Genomic DNA, 24,024 nt, shown 5'->3' with positions numbered 1-24,024 from the left:
AGATTTGATTATGGATTTTGAGTAATTTTTGGATTGAAGTTAATCGTGTTTTGGGATATTGGAAACAATACCTTTTTACCAGTCATTGACGGTACAAGATCAGTTCTGTTGAAACGAACGATATCCCACCAAGATTTTCCTTCGAAAGCTAATTCTTTCAAACGCTCTTTTAAAATGATTTCGTCATTAGCTGATTGAGAACCATTTGTAAATGATGCTGAAGCATCTGCTCTTTGCATTACCTGATTCATTTCGGCAGATGGATCCTGACCTAAAGCATTTTTGATTTCTGCTTTCATCAACAAAATATCGGCCCAGCGGTAAATGATGATGTCGCTCACAAATCTTCTTACGGTACCATCAACGATTCCGTTGTATTTCACTAAACCTGTTACCACCGGAAGTGGTCCGTTATACAAAGTTAAATAAGTTGCTGATTTTCTGGTGTCAGTGGTACTAAAGTTAAAACGGGTTATGTCCGGTTGTACTCTGGAAATACCTGCGTTACCTGTACCAACTCCCAAAGTACCAAAAGTTTCAATCGCTGTTGCTGCGGATAATGGGGCAAAGTCACTAGGTCCTACAAACATGAAAGAATTCCAGTTGTCCGATAAGGATGATTGTACATCTGCTAAAGAATAACGAACTGTAAAAAGTATTTCAGCATTTCCTTTATTGGTATAACCAAAAACATCTTTGAAGTTTGGTAATAAAGAGAAACCGGCAGGAATAGTATTAATAGATTCTAATGCTGTGTTTAAATCGGCATTTCCACCAGACAATTGTTTTGCTGTCCATAAATACACATCCGCTTTTAAAGCATAGGCTGATGCGAGTGACATTTGCGATTTATTAATATTTGCATCAGGATAATTGGCTATAGCCAAATCAATATCCGATTTTATAAAAGCAAAGGTTTCTTCAATTGTATTACGAGGTACGATATACTCATTTTGATTGGTGTTTTCTGTTGGTGTAGTCACAATTGGAACGCCACCCCAAGAACGGGCCATAATGAAATAAGCCAAAGCACGCATAGAGTATGCTTGAGCAATATATCTTTTTTGCTCTTTTGCCGTTGTTGGACTAAATGGAATAGTCGGAACATATTTTAAAATCAAATTGGCATGTTGAATTACGGTATACAAACCAGCCCAATCCACATCGATATTTTGAGGAGTCAGGTTGTTATTGTAATAATTCGCATAGTTTAAAGGGGACTGCACGCCACTGGTTATTTCAGCACTTCTGGCACCACCCAATAGATAATAATTTTGTTGGGTTAGTCCTCTAAAAGTAAAGTACATACCGTTTACACCTGCTTTAGCGTCGTCTTCTGTTTTCCAAAAACGGTCAGATGTAATGACGCTTTCAGATTGTAAGTTAAGATCATCTTCACACGAGCTTAATAGTGAAAGACCGGTGAAAAGTATAGAATATAAAAGAATTTTCTTTTTCATGATATTTTGTATTAAAATTTACAAGCTAATGTTTAAACCAAGTATAATATTTCTAGGAACAGGATAAGTACCTTTTGCTCCAGCATCATTCAATCCAAGACTTGAACCACCATCGATTCCTTGTACTTCAGGACTTAAACCGCTGTATTTAGTAAAATAGTATAAATTGCTTCCTGTTAGATAAACTCGTACAGAGGTTAACCAAGCTTTTTCAACGGCTGATTTTGGAAGAGTATAGCCTACGGTAATTTCTCTTATGCATAGATAATCTCCACTCTCGTAGTAACGGCTATTTCCTTGGAACATGTTGGTGTTATAAGCAGCACCACTGGCTTCAGAACGGAATAAGTTGTTTTGATTCGTTTGATCCGCCCAACGGTAACGCGGTACATCGGTAACATCACCCTCTTTTTGCCAAGATTGTAAACTCTCAGCCAATAAGCCGTAATTTCCTTGAAATTGTCCCACAAAACGTGCTCTGGCTTCATTGTAGATTGTAGCTCCCAAAGAGTAATCTGTTCTTACAGTAAAAGAAAATCCTTTATAATCGGCATTCAAATTAAATCCACCTACCAATGTTGGAAACATATTTCCCATGTGTACTCTGTCACGGCTGTCAATGATACCGTTCCCGTCTGCATCTAAGAATACCGCGTCTCCGGCAAATTTCTTACCAGTTGGGTTACCACCTGTCGCACCAGTTTTAGTTACATAAGTATCTCTCGTTGTCAAGTTATAAGCATCAGCTTCAGCTTGAGTAGAAAGAATATACAATTGTTTGTGAGCATAAAAATCTCCAATTTTTTGTCCTTCCTGTAAACCACCTACAAATTTATAAGTACCACTCGCTGCATCCCAAATTTCAGTTCCACCAATTCTGTTGTTTAGGTTTCCGTTAGAAGGCAGTTTTTCAATTACGTTTGTGTTGTGAGAAACATTGGCACCTAAATTAATTTTTAGATCATTTCTGTTGTAAATGTTGGCATTCAATTCTAATTCGTACCCTTTACTTCTTAATCCTCCTAAGTTTGTAAGAACAGTTGAGAAACCACTATTAGAAGGCAATGTCAGATTGGTTAACAAATTAGAGGTTAGTTTATTATAAAAGTCTCCAATGATTCGGATTTTATCATCATTAAATCCTAAATCAAATCCTCCATTTAAAGTTTCTGATTCTTCCCATGTCAAACTTGGATTGGCAATTTGAGAATTTACGATAGCAGATTGTCCATTATAACTATTAGCGATTCCGTTTGTTGTACCGGAATATAATCCGCCTGCCTGGAAATCCCCTAGCGTACCTAAGTTACCGTTTACCCCATAACTTCCACGTAGTTTAAGTGAGGAAACCACTTTTGGCATTGCTGTCCAAAATTTTTCTTCATGCGCATTCCAACCTGCGGATATACCAGGGAAAAATCCGTATTTATTTTCTGGTCCTAAACTGGAAGAACCATCATAACGGAAAGAAGCTGTAGCAAAATACCTGTTTTTGTAATCGTAATTTACACGTCCAAAAACACTATTCAACACTAATCTGGTATTGTTGCTGAATACTGAAACCGGTATTGGAGATGAATCTAAAGTTTGGGCAAGATCCGATGGACTTCCTTTTCCGGAGGCATTGAATGTTTTAACTGTTTTGTCAAATTGAGAAGCACCTAATTTTGCATCAAAATCTCCAATGTTTTCTAATGATTTAACGTATGAAAACACCCCTTCATATTGCATTTGAGAAAGTTGATTACTGAATCTTGTTGCTGGACGAGTGTTATCAACCAAACCGTTGCTTCCACTTAAGAAGGCTTGTTGAAACGTATTTCCATTGTCATTTTCATTATACATTAACAAGGATGGTGTAAAACTTAAATCGTCAGTAATTTTCAAATTACCATCAAACCCCATTTGCAATTTATCATTTTCATTTTCTCCTTTTACCTTGCCCATTTGATACAATGGGTTTCCATTGATATTATTTTGGCCCGGAGCTAAGGTACCGTCTTCCAAATATAGTTTTGTTGTAGGGGAGTTACCTAAATACCTGTTAAAAACAACACTGTTGGCTACCACTTGTTTGTTAGTTGCTTTTGAAAATAATACACGACCATTTACGGTGAAATTATCATATAATTTTAAAGAGGCATTTAATTTACTTGTAAAACGATCATATCCAGTATAAATGGTTATACCATCACCTTTTAAGTATCCGATGCTTAAATCAAAAACACCAGAATCACCACCACCGCTAAAACCTAAATTGTGCGTTTGAGTGATTGCATTTTGAAACAAAACATCATTCCAATCCGTGCTTTTGTACATAATAGTACTGTTAGCATTAAGTGGATCCGTCATTTCTTGCCAACCTTTAGCTTGTAAAGTACTAATCGTAGTTGCATCTAAATTAGATTTTAATAAAGTAGCAAAAGGAGTGTTGTTCAATAAATTATTTCCTGTACCGGCAGGAGTTGCACCGGTTAATTGTCCTAATCTGGCAATACCGGTTGTAGTGGTTAGACCAGCAATTTCGGCTGCATTGTACAGACCTTGACGTTGCAATCTAATGTAGTCTCCAGCATCTAGGAAGTCATACTTTTTTCCTATCTGGCTACTTTGGGTAGAGACATTATAAGTGATTTTAGTTTTTCCTGATTTACCTGTATTTGTTGTGATAATGATAACACCATTAGACGCTCGGGCTCCATAGATTGATGTTGCAGCAGCATCTTTTAATACTTGCAGTGACGCAATGTCAAAAGAGTTGATGTCATCAATTTGAGTACGAATAATTCCGTCCACAATATACAAAGGTGTTGCACCTGACGGATTATCAATAGAAGTACCTCCACGTACGATAACATTAGATGCTTTACCTGGTTGTCCAGAAGAAGTACGGACTACTAATCCTGTTACGTTTCCTTGTAATGATTGAGTTACATTCGAATAAGGAACATTTTCTAAAACTTTTTTATCTAATTTAGAAACTGCCGTACTCAAAGTTTTTCTGTTTTGAGAACCATAACCAACAACGATAACTTCATTCATTTGTTGACCTACTTCTTTTAGAACAATCGTAAGTGGTGAAGTACCAATTGTTACTTCCTGTTCCTGTAGACCAATGTATGAAACGATTAAAGTAGTTACATTATCGGGTACTTCAATGGTAAAATTCCCGTCAAAATCGGTTTGCGTGCTTATAGTACTGCCTTTGGCAACAATATTTACACCAGGCAAAGATTCTCCTTTTTCATTAGTAACCTTACCAGTAACTTTCTTTTGAATTTGGTTTAATTTCTTAGTATTTTCTCCTGTAAACGCAACAGTTTTTACAGTTGGTGCCGCTGCTACTTGTAACGTAAACGCTAAAAGCAATGTGGAGGTTAATTTCATAACTTTCCCGGATTTTGGGGTAAACCTATAGTCTTTAGGCTTACTTTTTGGTAATAATTTCATACTTTTGTAATGGTTTGGTTAATAATAATTTTCTTCAAGGTCTATTTATCTATTCTCCAATCATTATTCCTGTAAACAGGAATTAGCAGCCAGCAATGTTTCCAGCATGTGCTGGCTTTTTTATGGATTATAAATGAATATTTTTGTAAAAATGGTATTCTTAATTGTGTTATAGTTTGTATAACGTAATTCTTAAAATGGTTAATGGTTTTAAGAATGGGTATTCTGGGTTTATTTTTAATGATAATCTTTTTGAACAAAAGTTATTTTGTATCAAAATGATTACGGTCAAAAATACATCCGGAGATTAGCAATTTTAAAATGGAAATCCCTTTTTTGGGAGAGTAAGAAGCGGCAAATTTTTCTCTTAAATCAAAGACTTTTAATTGATGCTTTGTTATGAAAAAAATAGAAAATGAAATAATTATGTAATTGTGTTCTTTTCCGTGCTATTTACTATCACGTTGTAAATATATAAATAAATTTAATAAATACAATACAGTTATTAAATTATTTTAATAATTAAAAAGAGATAGTAAAATTTTAATGTTAATTATTGATTAATGGAGATAACATTTTTTCTTTTATAACACAACAAGCCCCAATAACACCTGCACGACGACCTAATGTCGATTTCTTAAGTTTCATATCACGGTTCACTAAACCTAATGAATATTTTTTTAATGATGCCTGAATAGGCAGAAGAGTATAATCACCCAGTTGGGCAAAATCACCCCCAATAACTAATAAATCGGGGTTGAATATATTAAGTAGAATGGATAAGTAACGTCCCATTTTCTCACTTTGCTTGGTAACCAAATCGACACATAAAGTATCTTCGAGATTTACCGCGCCCGAAATAATGGCATGATGTTGTAAAGCTAATGAAGTATCATCTAGAACTACTTTAGATTGTTTTCCATCTTTTAAAGCGGCTTTAAATTGATTGACTAATGACCAACCGGAAATTTCGGTTTCCAGACATCCCAGTTTACCGCATTGGCACATGATACCATTATCAAAGATAGTACTGTGCCCGAATTCACCGGAATAACCTGATTTGCCGTAATAAAGTTTTCCGTCCGTAATCATTCCTATAGCAACTCCCCAACTGTAATTGACAAATATGATATTTTGCTCATCATCGACCACGCCTTCGGAATATTCTCCAAAAGCCATAGCTCTGGTATCGTTTTCTAAATGAACCGGCAAATCTAATTGTTCTGAGATGATTTCTGTTAAAGGTCTGTTTTCGCTAAAAAAGTAATTATAGCTGAATCCTTCCATTGAATTAATTCGGCCCGAAAAATTGATACAGGCACCTACAATCATCTTTTTTTCGACAGAACTGTCTTCTATAAAGGAATTGATCAGATGACAAAATTCCAATAAAGATTCCTGGCTGTTTTCTAAAACAAAAGAAGCTCCCAATTCGATGCTTACAAACTCATTTTTGATGTTTTGTAATCCAATGGACATATTGGCAATACCAACTTCGACTCCTAAAAAGTATGCGCATGTAGGATTGATGCTGAATAGGGAAGGGCGTCTACCGCCACTATTCGTGATTTTTCCCATATCCAGAACATAACCTTCAGATAATAATTCATTAATAGCTTTAGTAACTGTGGGAACGCTAGACTGCAATTCAGAACTTAATTCTGCAATGGTTGCATTACCGTCGGATAACAATCGTTTGGTAATTGCCTGTCTTAGCATGTGCCACTTTTGACCGGAAAGGCTTTTATCTTTACTAATGTCTAATAAATCTTTTAAACTCATCGTTATACTTCTTAAAAAATTTTAGTGGTATTCATCTACAAACTTACTATAATTTTCTTTTAAACAAGGCTATAAATTTTATTGTTTAAATAGTATTTTTAATAATGAATAATGGGATATGTAATGAAAAAGCCAGTAAATCATATAATTTACTGGCTTTTTTGTTTTAATTGAAAACTTTTTAGTGAAATGCAAAGGCTAATAATCGACTATTTTATAAATGATTAGAATAGCGGTTTTTCCATTTTTATAAAATCAACAGACTATTAAGTTTATAACCGAACCTATTTAAGATTTCCCGCTGATCAATTTTTCATAATCGTCTTGTGTATCAATATCTACGACACCCTTATCAAAGAAAACGGTAACAACATCTTGCTTTCGGCTTTCTATAATTCTTTTTGCTCCAACATCTCCTTTGAGTTGCATCAGTTCTGGAAACACAGTTTTATGGAAAAGCGCCGGAGTTCCAATAATTCCGGCATAAGAACAGGCGGCAATAGGAAGTCCCGATTTGTTTTGGGCATCAATTAGCTGGGTAATAGTGTCGTGCTTCAGATGTGGCTGATCACTAACAAGTATCATTAGACCGTCAACATCAGGATACATTTTTGTCATTGAATCCAGACCTTTTCGTAAAGAACCTGCCATTCCCTCTTCCCAATGCTCATTGATTACCACATTAAGACCTGGAATAGTAAGATTTTCTTTTATCAGATCAGCATTTGAGCCCAATACTACAATCACGGGATACTGTTCAGATTGGCAGGCAATTCTAGCGACACGTGTCAGAAGTGTTGTACCTTCAAACGCTAACAATTGTTTTGGTTTGCCCAATCGACTACTTGAGCCTGCAGCTAAAATTACTATTCCGCAATGTCTGATCTTATAGCTCATTATTGACTTACGATCTCTTTTATTTCGATATCTAATGAATCTCTGGAATGGATAACTTCGTTTTTCATTTTAAGCATACCACCCATTTTTCCGGTCAACACGGCTTGAATCTCAGCGATAATACTCAGCGCAATCTCTTCAGGTGTTTCAGCTCCAATATCCAAACCTGTCGGCCCAAAAATAGTTGCCTTTTTATCTTCATTCAAATAGATACCTTCATTTTGTAATTCTTCCAACATCCTATTTAATTTCTTTTTAGGTCCTAAAATACCTACGTAAGGAATTGAGGCTGCGCATAATGATTTTAACATATAATAATCGCATTTATAACTGTGAGTTACTAAAACAAAGAAGGTACGACTATCATAGGTTAAATATTCCAAGGCGACATCTGGATTACTGATCAAAACTTGGGAGGCTGTGGGGTATCTCTCTTTGTTCGCATGGGTATCTCTTCGGTCCACAATTCTAAAATCCCATCCTAATATATCTGCAAATTTCATTAAAGGAATAGCATCATTTCCAGCTCCTAATACTACTAGTGAAACAGGAGGATGTAAGAACTCAAAAAAAGCGGTTACCGACTCCTCGTCCGATTTGTATTGTTTGAAAACGGATTCACCATTTTCAAGGACTTCCGTTATATCTTTAAAAATGGAGTCCTCAAATTGAGTTAACGGTATTTTGCCGGAAAGAGTTCCATTTTCTTCCAGCAGTAAACAAGTACCATGCTGAAAGTTTTGATTATTATTTAAATCAAATAAAGTGACTAAAACTGCTTTTTGACGAACAGCTAATGCTTTACGCAGTAATTGTATTGGATTTTCTTCTTTTTCGGAATCGATGTATTCAAACAACACTTGTATAACACCTTCACATCCTAAATGGATGCCCATCTCCGAATCATCTTCTTTTGAAGTATCATAAGTAAACAGCGTGTTTTTTTGTTCAGAAATTGCAAATAACGCTTTTTTAAGCGCGTCACCTTCTAAACAACCTCCACTGATGGCGCCTGTAATCCTGCCGTCATGATTGACTAGCATTCGTGCTCCTGGTCTTCTATAAGAGGAGCCATCTAAATGGACGACAGTTACCAGTGCTGATTTTTTATTTTCTTGATTTGCCTGTTCGTATGTTTTAATGATTTCTTGAAGTTCTTTCATGTGAAAAAGTAGTAGGGTTAAAAATAAATAGTTAGGATAATTTAAGATCAAAAGGCATTTTTCTAATGCGTTTACCGGTAACTGAAAATATTGCATTCGCTAAGGCAGGGGCAAAGGGAGGTAAACCTGGTTCGCCAACGCCTTTTATTTTGCCTCCATCTGCAAGAATATGTACTTCGATTTCGGGTGTTTCATGAATTCGTATCATTGGATTATCATGAAAATTACTTTGCTTTATTTTCCCGTTCTCAATAGTTATTGCGGATTTTACAGCAGCGGTCAAAGCCATCACGATAGCACCTTCAATTTGGTTCTTTACATTGTCAGGATTGACCACTTCTCCCAAGTCAATAACAGCAAAAACTTTATCAATTTTTATAGTGTTATCTTTTGCAAGGGAAACTTCAACTACCTGAGCGCATAAGCCCGCAAAGAATTCCCATTGCGCAACGCCTCTGCCTTTGCCTTTTGCTAAAGGTTTATCCCAATTGGAGACTTCCTTTAATTTCAATAAGACTTTCTTGGCATCTGATTCCTTGTTCAGCATTTGCAATCTGAAATCAAAAGGATCTTTATTGATTTTGTGTGCTAATTCATCAATAAAACATTCATGGGCAAAAGCGACAGTAGAACTGGTTACAGACCTCCAGGCGGCTACCGGTACATGAAAATCGGCATAAACATAAGAGGTTTTTATATTTGGAATCTCGTACGCTTGTTCCCCAATTCCTTCGACCATAATGGCATCCACTTTTGATTTATCGAAACTGGAACCTACCGAGTCAAAATAAGAAGGACTTATCACTTTATGTTGAAAAGTAATTAATTCTCCTGTTTTTGAAAAACCGCCTTTCAGCTGCGAAAAAGTCATGGGACGTAAGGCACTATGTTGGGTGGTATCTTCTCTTGACCAAATTACCTTTACCGGCTGGGCTATTTGCTTTGCTATATTGACGGCTTCTATGACATAATCTGAATATAATCTTCTGCCAAATCCACCTCCAATAAATTTGGAATGCAGTTTAATATTCTCTGGTTTTATACCAATATGATTGTGAAGATCATTGGGACCAGAACCGGTAATTGATCCGGGAACTTGTGTTGAAGTCCATATTTCGAGCATCTCCCCACTTACATGCGCTATGCAATTCATTGGTTCCAACGTATGGTGTGCTATCATTGGGGTTTCGTAAAACGATTCGATTGAATTCTCAGGTTCAACTGTAATGGTTTCTACATTTCCTATATTTTTGTCAATGACACCCGCTTCTTTGGAAAGATTTCGCAACTTAGTTTCATAGTCGGATAAATTAAAATTTTCATATCCATGCGTATCCCATTCCACTTTTAATGCTTTCCTGCCTTGGATGGCGGACCAGTAGGATTGGGCAATAACAGCAACTCCGGAATAATGATATTTTCCAACGATTCTTTTGGCTTCCACGACTTTAATGACTCCTGGTATTTTTAAGGTTGCAGAATCATCAAAACTTTTTAAAGTTCCACCGATTACCGGGGATCTGTATACTGTAGCATAGACCATATTGGGTACTTCTACATCTATTCCATATTCGGCTTTTCCAGAAACTTTTAATGGGATATCAGGACGTTGAATTGATTTACCAATGATCTTAAAATCACTTTTATTTTTAAGCTTCGGTTCTTTAGGAAGTTCTAATTTGGAAGCCTCTTCAATTAATTCTCCGTAGGAGAGGTGTTTATCAGGGCCAGCATATACTTTGCCGTTTTCTGCATAACAAGACTCGATTCCAATTCCCCATTTAATGCTGGCCGCCTTGATGAGCATCTCTTTTGCAGCAGCGCCAATTTTCCTGTAATCAGTATAGTTGACTCTGATAGAAGAGCTACCACCTGCAGATTGACCACTGCCAAATTGTTTCTCACCACTGGTTTGAACAATATTTATTTGATCAAGTGAAACTTCTAATTCTTCTGCGATGAGCGCCGGAACCGATTGAAAAGTACCTTGTCCCATTTCAGGTTTAGTGTTGTAGATGGTTATTGTACCGTCTTTCTCAATCTTTATAAAAGGCGTGAAGTTATTAGGGATATCTATAATAAACGCCTTGTTAGCAAAGCCATTAGAAGAGAGCCCTAGCCATAATGCAAAACTTACTTTACCTGTATTTTTAATAAATTGACGTCTTGATACCATTGGGTACGTATTTTAGAATTTATAAATTCTCCTCCAGCAACTAATTTAGCTATCGTATTAATACGCCTGATAGTTTTTTGAAGTTTCTTTTTTAGCTTGTTGTATTTCACCTGGTAAAACGGCTTTATCCTGGTTTCCCCATGAATTTCTGATATAGTTCAAAACATCAGACACTTGTTCATCTGTCAATTCGTTGCCTGGCATTTCTCCATCATAATTGGCACCATTAACCACAATCGGTCCGCGTAATCCAGTTGAAACAATTTTTACTAAGCGATTTTTATCTACTAGATAATCTGATTTTACCAATGTTGGAAAAACCCCTTCTAAACCATTTCCATCCTCCATATGACATGATGCACATTGAGCGCTATAGACAGTTTTACCACGCGAAATGCTTTCTTTTAAATCAAAATTTTGATTAAACGATTGAAGCGCTAATGTCGATAATAAAACTACGACTATTGAGGAAATTATTTTCATTTTGATATAATTTTAAAATTAAACTTTTGTGAGATCGAAAGGAAGCTTTCTGATGCGCTTTCCGGTCAAATCAAATATTGCATTTGTTAAAGCTGGTGCAAATGGAGGTAAACCGGGTTCTCCTACACCTCCGGCATCTGCATCATTCTCCATGATATGCACTTCAATGGGAGGAATATCGGATATACGGGGCATTTTATAACTGTTGAAATTATTTTGTACCGTTTTACCGTCTTTAAAAGTGATTTCATGAATTGTTGCGGCGCCCAAGGCCATAACAATACTACCTTCTACCTGTGCTTTAATAATATCAGGATTTACATACCATCCACAATCAATTACCGCCCAGACCTGATCAATTTTTAGTGGACCACTATTGCTTTTTGAAACCTTCACAATCTGACCTACCGTACTACCAAAACATTCGGTTATGGCAACGCCATATCCTTTGCTTTTATTTTTCCAACCTGAAACCGCTTCTAATTGATCGAGTAATTTACGGCTTCTCTCATCTTGCAGATAGGTTCTTCGGAACGTTATTGGATCTTTCCCTGATTCAGCAGCCAACTCATCGATAAAACTTTCATAAGCAAAACCATTAGTAGATGCATATACAGAACGCCACCACATCGTAGGAATTGGCGTTTCAAAAGGAATGTCAACAATGCTTATGTTTTTGATGTTTTCTAAGTATGGTTTTAATAATCCTTCTGTTGCACTTCTGTTCGGTATATCTTTAGCTCCACCTCTCCAATGATTATTATTTTGACCAGCTATAGATACTTTAAAAGCACTTATTTCATTATTCGAAACAACTCCTTGACAACGGTATGAAACTCCAGGTCTGTATGGTCCTTGGGTGGCATCGTCTTCTCTGGACCAAATAACCTGAACCGGTGCATTGATTTCTTTAGAAATCATTGTGGCTTCATGTGGGTAATCCATAAAGGCTTTTCTACCGAAGCCGCCTCCAAGAAAAGTCATATTCACAATAATTTTTTCTCTCGGGAGTCCTAATTCTTTACTAATATAGTCTTGAACCCATTCAGGGGCTTGTATGGGACCCCATATTTCGACTTTGTCTTTTTGATAATGCGCAATACAATTCAGTGGCTCCATACAACTATGAGATTGATAGGGTGTTGAATAGACCACGTCAATTTTCTTTTCTGCTTTCTGAATAATTGAATTGGGATCTCCTTGTAAATGAAACGAAAGCCCTTCTTGTTTTTGAAGTGCTTCATCCATTCGGAGATAAATTGAGTCAGTACTTAAATGTTCAAATCCAGTATCGTCCCATTCCACTTTTAAGGCTTTTTTTCCTTTCATAGCGGCCCAAACGGAATCCGCAACAACCGCCACACCTTCTCTGAATGTATCGAAAACCCCCATTCGAACTATAAAAACCTGTTTCACTCCAGGAATTTTACGGGTTTCCGAATCATCAAAACTCTTCACTTTGCCACGGAGTCTGGGATTTCGTTCGACCATTGCATAAAGCATTCCCGGGATCATTTTATCGATACCAAAAACGGCTGTACCATTTGTTTTTAGAGGTGTATCCTGTCTTTGAAGTGGTTTTCGAATCAATTTATATTCGGACGTTTTCTTTAAAACGACATTTTTGGGTATGTCAAGTTTTGAAGCCTCCAAGACCAATTCACCATAATGCAATTTTTTACCGCTGGACTTGTGAAATACATTGCCGTCTTCTGCATAGCATTCTGATTCAGAAACGTTCCATTTGTTACTGGCTGCTTTAATTAACATTACCCGTGCAGTTGCACTTAGATTCAAAAGGTTTTTATAGGATCCTCTAATACTGGAACTACCGCCTGTAATTTGATTTCCATACTTCTTATTATCACCCGGAGCGAAAACGATGTTCACTTTATCAAGATCCACATGAAGTTCTTCTGCGATTATTTGCGGGATAGATTGATACACCCCTTGTCCCATCTCCGCTCGGTGGCTATATAGGGTTACTTTTCCTGAAACATCAATATAAATCCATGAATTAAGCTCAATTCCGCGATTCTCAGCATCAATGGCATTGATTAATTCAGCCTCTTTAGCATCGACAGGTAAATAATAACCTAATGTAAGTGCCACGCCTGTTAAACCGGAAAGTTTCAAGAATTTTCGTCGAGATATGTTTTCTACTTTCATAAAGAAATTATGAGGATGATGAATTTAAAATTACTCTTTTGATGGTTTAGTTCCGGATGCTTTTTTGATGGCACGTTTGATACGCGGATAGGTGCCACATCTACAGATATGACCCTGCATAGCAGTATCTATTTCTGCATCAGTAGGAGAAGTATTTTTTGATAATAATGCTGCAGCCGCCATGATTTGACCGGACTGACAATAACCACATTGAGGTACCTGTTCTTCAATCCATGCTTTTTGAACTGGATGAGAGTTGTCTTCGGATAAACCTTCGATCGTAGTTATATTTTTATTCGCAACAGCAGCAACTGGCAAAGAACAGGAACGAACTGGCTGACCGTTTAAATGAACAGTACACGCGCCACATTGTGCAATACCACAACCGTATTTAGTACCTTTTAAACCGACAAAATCTCTGATTGCCCAAAGAAGCGGCATTTGAGGATCTACATCAATTGAATAATCCTTACTATTGATTTTGAGATTAATTACTGCCATATAATATTTTTTTAAGTAAATGAAAATCAGGATTTTTGAACATGCAATTTAATTAATTATTTAACTTGGAACTTATAATATTCAAACAATTGATTACGAAATGCACGTAATTAAGGTGCAGGGGTTCAAAGGTTCAAAGGTTCTGAGGTCCTAAGCTTCTAAGCTTCAAGTTTAATCTAAGTGGCTCAATATCTCAGAGTCTCAGAGTCTCAGAACCTTAGGATCTTAGTACCTCAGAGTCTCAGCCTCTCAGAGTCTCAGCTCTCAACATCAAAGCGACGCCATATCAATTACAAAACGGTAACGAACATCACTTTTGAGCATTCTTTCATAGGCTTCGTTGATATCCTGCATTTTGATTAATTCAATTTCGGATACAATATTGTGTTTCCCACAAAAGTCAAGCATTTCCTGTGTTTCGGCAATACCGCCAATTAAAGAACCGGCAACTGATTTTCTTCCCATAATCATTGGAACAGTATTTAGAATTGGTTCCAAACCACCCAAATAACCTACCAAAACCAAAGTCCCACTAGTGTTTAAAGTGCTTATGTAAGGATTTACATCATGAATATAAGGAACGGTGTCAATAATTAAATCGAATTTTCCATTTACTTCCTTCATGTGATTTTCGTCAGTTGAAATAACAACATGATCCGCACCCAATTCCAAAGCGTCTTTTTCTTTATTTGGTGTTCTTGAAAAAAGGGTTACTTCAGCACCGAGACCTTTGGCCAATTTTATAGCCATGTGTCCTAAGCCGCCTAAACCTACAATGGCAACTTTACTTTCTTTACCAACTTTCCAGTGACGAAGCGGAGACCAAGTGGTTATTCCGGCACACAACAATGGAGCTGTAGCAGCCAAATCAAGATTGGCAGGTACTTTCAAAACGAAATGTTCGTCTACCACAATTTTTTCTGAATAGCCTCCATGTGTCATTCCACCTAAATGTTTATCAGGGCTGCCATACGTCCCAGTCCAGCCGGTTGTGCAATATTGTTCCAAGTCATGTTTACAGTTATCGCAGCTGTGGCAAGAATCTACCAAACACCCTACGGCCGCAAAATCACCCACTTTTAGTTTGGTTACTTCGCTTCCTACTTTGGTCACTTTCCCTACAATTTCGTGACCGGGAACAGCAGGATAAGTCGTGAATCCCCAGTCATTTCTGGCAGTGTGTAAATCGGAGTGACAAACACCGCAATACAAAATTTCGATTTCAATATCTTTAGCAGTAGTATTTCTGCGTTGGATATCCATTTCTTTTAAAGGAGCATCTGCTGCTACCGTACCATAAGCTTTTACTTTAGTTGTTGTATTTGTATCCATTTTTGAATTGGTTTTAATAAATAGTAATACTTAGTGTTTCTGTTTTCTGAATTATTAATTAAATATATTAAATAATTGATTATAAATATATTAAAGTAAATTTTTAGTGTTAAGAAATCAAATATTTCTGAACTTGACAGGACTTACCAAAACGTGTTTTTTGAAGAAATTATTGAAGTAAGTCACCTCATTAAAGCCTAAAGCAAAGGCCACTTCCGATACCGTCCAGGAAGTTTGTTTCAAAAGGATTTTGGCTTCCTGCAATAAACGTTCGGCAATAATTTGTGAAGTGGTTTTATCGGTAGTTTCTTTTATGGCACGGTTCAAATGATTGACATGTACATTTAGTTTTTCTGCAAAATCAGAAGCCGAACGCAGCTGAATACTTTGATGGGTTTCGTCAATAGGAAACTGTCGTTCCAAGAGTTCTAAAAACAAAGTCAAAATCCTTTGCGAAGCATTGAACGACTGCTTATTTTGTGGCGACGAAGGCTGCATTTTCATCGCAAAATGAATAATCTCGCTGATTACCGTACGAAGCACGTCGTATTTATGGATATAATCAGAATCAAGTTCATCAAACATGCGCAGATACACTTCACTCAGCAGTTTTACCTGTTCATCATTGATTTCAAAAACATGATTGCCATCGGGCTGAAAAATGGAATACTGGTTAAGGTTCCCGTACTGATGAAAAAAGGCTTGGTCGAATACACAAAAGAAACCGGTTCGAATACCGTCAGTATGTTCCCATTTATAAGGAATCTGCGGATTAGTAAACACCAATGCCTGTTTTTTTAGTTCAATAACTTTATCGGCATATTCGATTTTGCTTTGGCCAATAAGTAAAGTTATCTTGAAATAATCCCTGCGTTTATACGGCACAGGATTAGCCTGTTCCCCCACATAAGGTTCTAACTTAAACACATTAAAATGCCCTATTTCATTGCGGATGTTTTCGGGCATCCAATCGAATTTTCGTTTGTAAAAATCGGCTATGCTTTCTATGTTGTTCATTTTTTAAAATTGTGAAATTCAAACAATTAATTTTTTACTTTGGGCGTGCCACCATCAGGAAAAGGGGGCCACTCATAGTGTAGTGTATTCGCCCCCTTTCCCTAATGCTGTCCGGCCATCCGCACTACTTCGGTAGTTTGCTTCTGTCCCTCACGCGCAATATCTTTAAAATCGGGTTTTATTTGTCCAATTAGTAATACCATGTTTTTATTTTTATTAGGCAATACTTCGTTTACTATTGGTTTCAGTCTGTTTTTATTTGGAAGGAGTAAGCATATCGATTTTTTTCAACCATTTCTTAACTTCCGTTTCGGCTTCATTTCTCTTTTGCCCTTGAATCACCAAAAGTTTTCCCTCTTTTTCCTTTCCACCTTCTATTGCAAAACCTTCAAGTATTTTACTGTTCGGACAAAGCTCTTTTATGGTTTGGAAACTGCTTCCAATTCCATAACCTGCATTGGTATTAAATGGAATAATTATTTTGCCACTTAAATCATATTGTTTCAAAAATGTTTTCATCGGAGGAGGCAATTTCATTCCCCATGTTGGAAATCCCACAAAAACAACATCATATTTTTCAATGCTGTCAATCTTTGTTTTTAGCGGTGGTAAATAGCCTGTTTCATTTTCTCTCGCTACCTGTTCTACTATTGTTTTATAATCTGTCGGGTATGGTTTTTCCAACTCAAGTGCTATCAAGGTTCCATTCACATTTTTATGAATGATTTCTGCAATAGCTTTTGTATTATTCGTTCGGGATAAATACACAATTAGCACATTTTTATCAGCCGAAGGTTTTTGTGTATCATTATTTTCTTTTGAAAAATTTTGCGATTTTGCACAACCTGACGAAAAGCACATCGTTAGTAGTGTGGCGAGGAAAAATAAGTTTTTCATTTTTTTCAATATTGATTTTTACTTACCAACTCTTTTTTGCAAATGTTCCGGATAGCGTGCTCCTTCAATTTGTATTTGGCTGGCTGCTGCTTCTATTTTTTGCAAATCTGAAGGGGTAAGTACTACGTTAACAGCTCCAATGTTTTCTGACAATCGGTGTAATTTTGTAGTACCGGGAATCGGTGCAATCCAAGGTTTTTGTGCCAACAGCCAAGCCAATGCGATTTGGGCAGGAGTTGCATTTTTTTGTGCAGCAATTGTGTTCAGTAAATCAACCATTATCTGATTGGCTTTGCGGGCATCTTGTGAGAATCGAGGAACGATGTTTCTAAAATCGGTACTGTCGAATGTGGTGTTTTCGTCAATTTTTCCAGTCAGGAAACCTTTCCCTAGCGGACTAAAGGGAACGAAACCGATACCTAATTCTTCAAGTGTCGGAATGATTTCCAGTTCCGGTTCTCTCCACCAAAGTGAGTATTCACTCTGCAATGCCGTTACAGGCTGAACCGCATGAGCACGACGGATGGTCTCCACACCAGCCTCAGAAAGACCAAAGTGTTTTACCTTACCTTCATTGATTAAATCTTGTACGGTTCCAGCCACGTCTTCTATAGGCACATTCGTGTCTACACGGTGTTGGTAAAACAAGTCAATTACATCTGTTTTTAAATATTGTAATGATTTTTCAGCTACCGCTCTAATTCGTTCTGGTCGACTGTCCTGACCTTTACTGGAATCTCCTTCTTTAAATCCGAATTTGGTTGCTATAACGACCTCTTTACGAAAAGGGGCTAGAGCTTCCCCCAGTAATTTTTCATTATCAGCACCATAGGCTTCGGCGGTATCAAAAAATGTTATTCCTTGCTCATACGCTGCTCTAATCAGCTTAACAGCATCTTCTTTATCTGTTGCAGGGCCGTACCCAAAACTGAGTCCCATACAACCTAATCCCAGCGCGGAAACTTCTAATCCGCCATTTCCTAGTTTTCTTTTTTGAATCTCCATATCCTTAATTTTTAAATTAGACGTTGAGGCACTAAGTTTCTGAGATTCTAAGTTTTAAAAAATGGGTTGAAACCTTTTTGAAACTCTTGTGTAGTAATTCCTGATTTTCGAGATAATTTTAATTGTCTACTTAAATATTAGGAGCTTAGAAACTTAGTGTCTTAGCATCTACTTAATTGTAGGATACAAAGGTAGATTAGGACTAGAGCAAAGAATAACGAAAAAGAAACGATAGATTACAAAAATCAAACATTTCTAAATTTCGTAGGGCTTAATTGAACGTGTTTTTTGAAAAAATTATTAAAATGGGTTACTTCGGTAAAACCTAAAGCATAGGCGATTTCAGATACTGACCAGGTGGTTTGTCTCAACAATATCTTGGCTTCTTGTATGACACGCTCGGCAATAATTTGTGAAGTGGTTTTATCAGTAGATTCTTTTATGGCTCTGTTGAGGTGATTCACATGTACATTTAACTTTTCGGCATAGTCAGAAGCAGAGCGTAGGCTTAATATTTGGCGCGGGCTGTCAATAGGGAATTGACGTTCCAATAACTCTAAGAATAAGGTAGAAATACGTTGGGCCGCATTGAGTGGATGTTTGGTTAAATTAGCCGAAGGAGCCATTTTTAAAGCAAAGTGAACAATCTCAAAAACGATGGTTCTAAGGACATCGTATTTATGAACATAATCGGAATTAATTTCCTCAGTCATACGTTCATAGGTCGCAGTTAATGTTTTTAATTGCTCATCAGTGATTTCAAAAACGTGGTTACCGTCCGGCTGAAAAAGGGAATATTGATTGAGGTTTCCGTACTGATGAAAAAAGGCTTGGTCAAAAATGCAAAAGTATCCATGATGAATACTGTCGGTATGCTCCCAACTATACGGAATTTGCGGATTAGAAAATACCAAAGCCTGTTTTTGTAACTGAATCGCTTTATCGGCATACTGGATAGTGCTTTCGCCAACCAATAAGGTTATTTTGAAATAATCTCTTTTTTTATAAGGTACGGGTTTGGTTGTATTACCCGAAAATGGGTCTAATTTAAATATATTAAAATGTCCAATTTCTTTGCGCAAGGCATCGGGCATGAAATCATACTTTCTTTGGTAAAACTCCTCAATTGTTTCGACTTTGTTCATTTAGTAAAATTACGAATTTCAAATAAAAAGATTCTTGCTTTAAAAAAATATTAACGATTAAACTGTTGGGTGTAGCAGGTTAAAAGTAGTTTTATGGATGTATGCCCGTTTGATAATAAAATGTTCTTGTGAAAATGAAAACCCTAGCCCAGATGGAAGCGGCATCCTTTTATAAAATTTTCAGCCTTTTGAGGGCTGGAAATTTTATAAAAGATATAGCGGACAGCTGGAATAAGCTCCTGAAAAGCAACATTAAATTTAGGATTTTAATAATACAATCTAAAATCGAGCAGTTTACAAAGATCATAGTGTTTTTCGAATAGTTCTTCTACTATTTCTACTACATCATCTTGTTTTTGGCATAAGCTAAAAAAAGCTTTGTCGATGGGATTGCTGTTTATGATATTGAATGGCGTACCATAACCCGAAACGGCGCGAGCTCCAGTAATGTCTAAAAAGTATTGTGCTTCTTCTTCGCTTAGGTCTAATACTTTTGCATTGGCAAAATGCAAAATTTTTCCTTTCATTTTTCCTTCGAAGAGTTCAGCTATTTCTTCTATACTATAATAATAGTCATTGATACAAATATTGTTTCCTTTACCTGGCATTACTAAATAGATTATTTCATAACCCTTGAAATTATGATCCTCATACAGCAACGCATTTAAACTTTCTTCCAATCCTTCAATCGTATCGCAAGTTTTATAAATGCTTGTAATGCCTTGTTCAAAGGCCAATTGTTCTAAGTTTCTGACCACCGAAGTAGTGGTTTCTATTTCTACATCGGGAACCGCTTCGAGGCAGAAAATAAATTTATCATGGTCCATCTGCAAATTTTTCTTTCGTCATATCAAAAGAGATTGAAATATAATAAAAATATGCTGATCCCAATCGCTAGGATATCATAAAATAATCACGTAATGGGTAGCTTAGGTTTAGTTATTCAATTGGCTTTCGTTCGGGTATAATGCAATGTATTTGTATTTAAATTAAGAATATGCTAATGAGTTTGTTAATTTTTATGTAATTTTATTACACTTAAATACCTGATATTTATTTAGTTAAGGTTTTGTTTTTTTTACCAGCGATTTTAAGCGGCAAGTTATCGGTTTTTTGATTGTCTTTGGCCTGCACTATTGTAAAAGCATTTAGAGGGAATTGAAAAGAGAAGCTTAAAAAGAAGGGCGTGAAGTTACTATTCCATTACAATAATATAAAATATTTGAACTATGAAAAAGTGCTTTTTTGTTATGCTATTAGTAAGTTTTCAGGTATTTTTTTCCTCGGTTAGTGCGCAACTTAAACCCTCTAACTTTACGTTTTATCCCGATTTGGAAGGAGCGGGTGTCAATGATGTTATCACAGACAAGATGGGTAATGTTTGGTTGGCAACCGATAATGGACTCGTGCGTTATGATGGGTATGAATACAAACGATTTTATCCGGATCCCAATGATCCGAAAACAATGGGCAGTATTTTGACATTTTGTCTTTATGAGGATTACAATGGACATATTTGGATTGGTTGTGTTGATATGCTCAGCGAATACAATCCGTATACAAAATCTTTCAAAAATTATAATTTCTCAAAAGTCATCGGTTTACCTTTTGGCTCACAACCTTTAATAACAACCATAAATGCGGATAACGAAGGAAGGATGTATTTTGGGGTAACAAGTGGTATTGGTATTATCGGTTCCCATGCTATTTTTTATAAAGATAAAAATAGTAAAGAACTCAAACGTCTTGAAGCTCCTTCTAAGATAGATATAAAAAATGTTTATGTTGCTACCACTGATAAGTTAGGAGCTATTTGGATAATCGCTGATAATGGTTTTTTCCGAATTGACAGTAATAAGAATATACATAAAGAGAAATGGCCAATAGGTAAATTTGAGAGTAAGGAACAATACTATAAAACAATTAAAAGCGATAAAAGTGGAAATATATGGTTGACTTCCATCAATGGGATACTTAGCGTCTGGAATCCAAGTTCTGGGAAATTGAAGTCTTATCCAATGAAGCAATTATTCACTAAATTGAATGGTGAATTTATTACGAATGAAATGGAGATAGATTCAAAAGGGAATATCTGGCTTGGCACTAATAATGGCTTAATCTATTTTGACAGAACGAAAGAGCAATTTGAAATATTGAAAGAAAACCCAGATCAAAAAACGGCAAGAGCTAACATTGGTTGTCTGCATTTGGATTCATTCGATAATCTTTGGTTGGGAACCAAATCTCAGGGATTGATTCGATATTTTAATCGGACCGTATTGAAATCCTTTGTGTACAAGCAGGGGGATAAAAACTCCATTACAAATGGTTGGGTGACCAAAATGTTTGAAAACAAGGAAGGGAAAATTTGGATAGTGACCGCGCGTGGAATTAATGTTTTTGACCCAAACAATAATTCTTTAATACCATATCCATTTTCTCAAATTATGCCTGGATTAGATTGGCATGAGGCTGCTGGTTTGTATTCGCCCGAAGAAATTCTTATTAGAGAGAATAATCAATTTTTTTTTCTTTTTAATACCACTAATAAAACCTTTAAAAAAATCAAGCCGGATCCTCGACTGAGTAAAGCATATATTTACAAGCTCTTTAATGACAGTAAAGGAAATCTATGGTATTGCACAAGCGATGGAGCTTTTTTAACAACTAAAAATAATGAAACGCTCCGTCATTTTGATTTGCTGAAGATTTCGGGATCAAATGCTACTAGTAACGAAGTAGTTAATATGTATGAGAGTCCAAAGCATGGATTATGGTTTCTTACCAATAATGGATTGTTTCTGTATAACTATGGTACGGATAAAGTCGAAAGGCATGGATTTGACAAGAAAAAAGGAGATATTTTAAGATCTCAGGATATCAATTCGCTTTATGAGGATGAAGATGGTATCGTTTGGGTTGGTGCTTGGGGTGGTGGTCTTAACAGATACAATATTGAAACCAAGAAAATAAAAACATATACCACGGGTGATGGATTGCCATCTATGAGTATTCAGGGGATTTTACCTGATGAAAAAAATAAGGCAATTTGGCTGAGTACATTTGAAGGGATAAGCAGGTTTAGTATTAAAGAAGAACTATTTAATAATTTTTCTATAGAAGATGGTATTCAGGGGTTACTGTTTGCCGATGGATCTTACCTCAAGACATCAGGAGGGCAACTGATTTTTGGGGGTAATAACGGAATAACAGTTTTTAATCCGGATGATATTGCAAAGAATTCATCACCTCCAAAAGTATTTATAACCGATTTTAAAATTGGAGAACTATCCATTTATAGTAATCTTGATGTGTTAAAAAAGAAGGAATCCAATAAAGCGAAAAACATTGTCCTTAATTTCGATCAAAATAATATAGCTATTGATTACATAGGGATACATTATGCCAATCCAACTAAAAATAAATTTGCTTATAGGCTGGAGAACTATGATGATAACTGGCGCGAAGTAGGAAATATTCGAACTGCCTATTATTATAATTTACCTCCAGGGGACTATGTTTTTCATTTGAAAGTAGCCAACAGTAGTGGTGTTTGGAATGAGTCGGGATCCTCGGTTGCGTTTAGTATCACTCCACCGTGGTGGCTTACCTGGTGGGCGTACACACTTTACGGAATTATCTTTATAGTTCTAGTACTTCTGATAGACCGCTTTCAACGAAAAAGACTCCTGGAAAAAGAGCATGTCTTGGCCAAAGAAAAAGAACTTGCTCATGCCCGTGAAATTGAGAAAGCCTTCAATACACTCAAAACTACTCAAATTCAACTCATTCAATCCGAAAAAATGGCTTCACTTGGTGAGCTTACTGCTGGGATTGCTCATGAAATACAAAACCCCTTGAACTTTGTGAATAATTTCTCTGGAGTCAGTTTGGAATTGATAGACGAAATGCAGGAGGAAATGGATAAAGGCGATACCTCAGAAGCCAATGCAATAGCAGCTGATATCAAACAAAATCTGGAAAAAATAATCTTTCATGGCAAACGTGCCGATGGGATTGTAAAAGGTATGTTACAACATTCCCGAATTAGCTCGGGACAAAAAGAACTAACAGATATTAATGCGCTTGCCGATGAATATTTAAGACTGGCTTATCATGGTTTGCGAGCCAAAGACAAAAGCTTCAATGCAGAACTGGAAACTCATTTTGATCCAAAACTTCCAAAGGTTGACATAATTTCGCAAGACATTGGCCGTGTTTTACTCAACTTGTTTACCAATGCTTTCTATGCCACACACCAAAAACAAAAAACAGCGAATCAAGATTACAAACCAGTTTTATGCGTGACAACAGCTCAAAAAGGGAATTTTATAGAGATTATTGTTAAAGATAATGGTACGGGAATTCCAAATGCAATTAGAGACAAAATAATGCAGCCTTTTTTTACCACAAAGCCCACAGGGGAGGGAACCGGCTTGGGATTGTCATTGAGTTATGATATTGTGGTTAAAGGACATGGAGGCACTATTAATGTTGAAACAGAAGAGGGCAATGGAGCAACCTTTATTATATCATTGCCGATATAA

16 protein-coding genes are annotated in these 24,024 nt (G+C 36.4%); 1 reads left to right on the top strand and 15 read right to left on the bottom strand.

What is annotated here, in order from left to right; all coding sequences use genetic code 11:
* Positions 1-8 precede the first annotated feature (8 nt).
* From ABEB23_RS05600 to ABEB23_RS05530, 15 genes are all read right to left on the bottom strand, one after another.
* On the bottom strand, positions 9-1,460 hold the full coding sequence (locus ABEB23_RS05600; RefSeq protein ID WP_348811453.1) for a RagB/SusD family nutrient uptake outer membrane protein: 1,452 nt from the start codon (positions 1,458-1,460) through the stop codon (positions 9-11).
* Positions 1,461-1,478: 18 nt separating this feature from the next.
* Positions 1,479-4,847: a SusC/RagA family TonB-linked outer membrane protein gene (locus ABEB23_RS05595; protein WP_348811452.1), complete on the bottom strand. Its 3,369-nt coding sequence runs from the start codon at positions 4,845-4,847 to the stop codon at positions 1,479-1,481.
* A 612-nt stretch (positions 4,848-5,459) separates the two neighbouring features.
* Entirely contained in the window at positions 5,460-6,692 is a 1,233-nt protein-coding gene (locus ABEB23_RS05590; RefSeq protein WP_348811450.1) for an ROK family transcriptional regulator, read from the bottom strand.
* A gap of 288 nt (positions 6,693-6,980) precedes the next feature.
* Positions 6,981-7,589: a nucleotidyltransferase family protein gene (locus tag ABEB23_RS05585; RefSeq protein WP_348811449.1), complete on the bottom strand. Its 609-nt coding sequence runs from the start codon at positions 7,587-7,589 to the stop codon at positions 6,981-6,983.
* The gene (locus ABEB23_RS05580; protein ID WP_348811448.1) at positions 7,589-8,752 is read right to left on the bottom strand and encodes an XdhC family protein; all 1,164 of its coding nucleotides are present in this window, start codon (positions 8,750-8,752) and stop codon (positions 7,589-7,591) included. The genes ABEB23_RS05585 and ABEB23_RS05580 overlap by 1 nt, the downstream gene beginning before the upstream one ends.
* 31 nt (positions 8,753-8,783) lie before the next feature.
* Entirely contained in the window at positions 8,784-10,928 is a 2,145-nt protein-coding gene (locus tag ABEB23_RS05575) for a xanthine dehydrogenase family protein molybdopterin-binding subunit (RefSeq protein ID WP_348811447.1), read from the bottom strand.
* A 57-nt stretch (positions 10,929-10,985) separates the two neighbouring features.
* Positions 10,986-11,411 (bottom strand): c-type cytochrome, encoded by a 426-nt coding sequence (locus ABEB23_RS05570; protein WP_348811446.1) that lies wholly within the window; start codon positions 11,409-11,411, stop codon positions 10,986-10,988.
* A gap of 18 nt (positions 11,412-11,429) precedes the next feature.
* Positions 11,430-13,580, bottom strand: a complete 2,151-nt coding sequence (locus ABEB23_RS05565) for a molybdopterin cofactor-binding domain-containing protein (protein ID WP_348811445.1) — start codon at positions 13,578-13,580, stop codon at positions 11,430-11,432.
* A 30-nt stretch (positions 13,581-13,610) separates the two neighbouring features.
* On the bottom strand, positions 13,611-14,081 hold the full coding sequence (locus ABEB23_RS05560; protein WP_348811444.1) for a (2Fe-2S)-binding protein: 471 nt from the start codon (positions 14,079-14,081) through the stop codon (positions 13,611-13,613).
* 270 nt (positions 14,082-14,351) lie between these two features.
* Complete coding sequence (locus ABEB23_RS05555; RefSeq protein WP_348811443.1) at positions 14,352-15,413, bottom strand: NAD(P)-dependent alcohol dehydrogenase; 1,062 nt, start codon at positions 15,411-15,413, stop codon at positions 14,352-14,354.
* A 117-nt stretch (positions 15,414-15,530) separates the two neighbouring features.
* Positions 15,531-16,430 carry a helix-turn-helix domain-containing protein gene (locus tag ABEB23_RS05550; RefSeq protein WP_348811442.1) on the bottom strand — a complete coding sequence of 300 codons (900 nt, stop codon included), beginning with the start codon at positions 16,428-16,430 and terminating at the stop codon, positions 15,531-15,533.
* Between the two features lie 255 nt (positions 16,431-16,685).
* Positions 16,686-17,327 carry a flavodoxin gene (locus tag ABEB23_RS05545; RefSeq protein WP_348811441.1) on the bottom strand — a complete coding sequence of 214 codons (642 nt, stop codon included), beginning with the start codon at positions 17,325-17,327 and terminating at the stop codon, positions 16,686-16,688.
* 18 nt (positions 17,328-17,345) lie between these two features.
* A complete protein-coding gene (locus ABEB23_RS05540) occupies positions 17,346-18,332 on the bottom strand; it encodes an aldo/keto reductase (RefSeq protein WP_438861668.1) in 987 nt (328 codons plus the stop codon).
* A 245-nt stretch (positions 18,333-18,577) separates the two neighbouring features.
* Positions 18,578-19,477 (bottom strand): helix-turn-helix domain-containing protein, encoded by a 900-nt coding sequence (locus ABEB23_RS05535; RefSeq protein WP_348811440.1) that lies wholly within the window; start codon positions 19,475-19,477, stop codon positions 18,578-18,580.
* Between the two features lie 266 nt (positions 19,478-19,743).
* Positions 19,744-20,304, bottom strand: coding sequence for a DUF6642 family protein (locus ABEB23_RS05530; RefSeq protein WP_348811439.1), 561 nt, complete (start codon positions 20,302-20,304; stop codon positions 19,744-19,746).
* A gap of 402 nt (positions 20,305-20,706) precedes the next feature.
* Between ABEB23_RS05530 and ABEB23_RS05525 the strand changes: the two genes are divergently transcribed.
* Positions 20,707-24,024, top strand: coding sequence for a sensor histidine kinase (locus tag ABEB23_RS05525; RefSeq protein WP_348811438.1), 3,318 nt, complete (start codon positions 20,707-20,709; stop codon positions 24,022-24,024).

Origin of the sequence: Flavobacterium maritimum (genome assembly GCF_040049085.1) — a bacterium.
Taxonomy (GTDB): domain Bacteria; phylum Bacteroidota; class Bacteroidia; order Flavobacteriales; family Flavobacteriaceae; genus Flavobacterium; species Flavobacterium maritimum.
The sequence above is the reverse complement of the archived record's forward strand: the minus strand, read 5'-3'. Positions and strand labels throughout refer to the sequence as shown.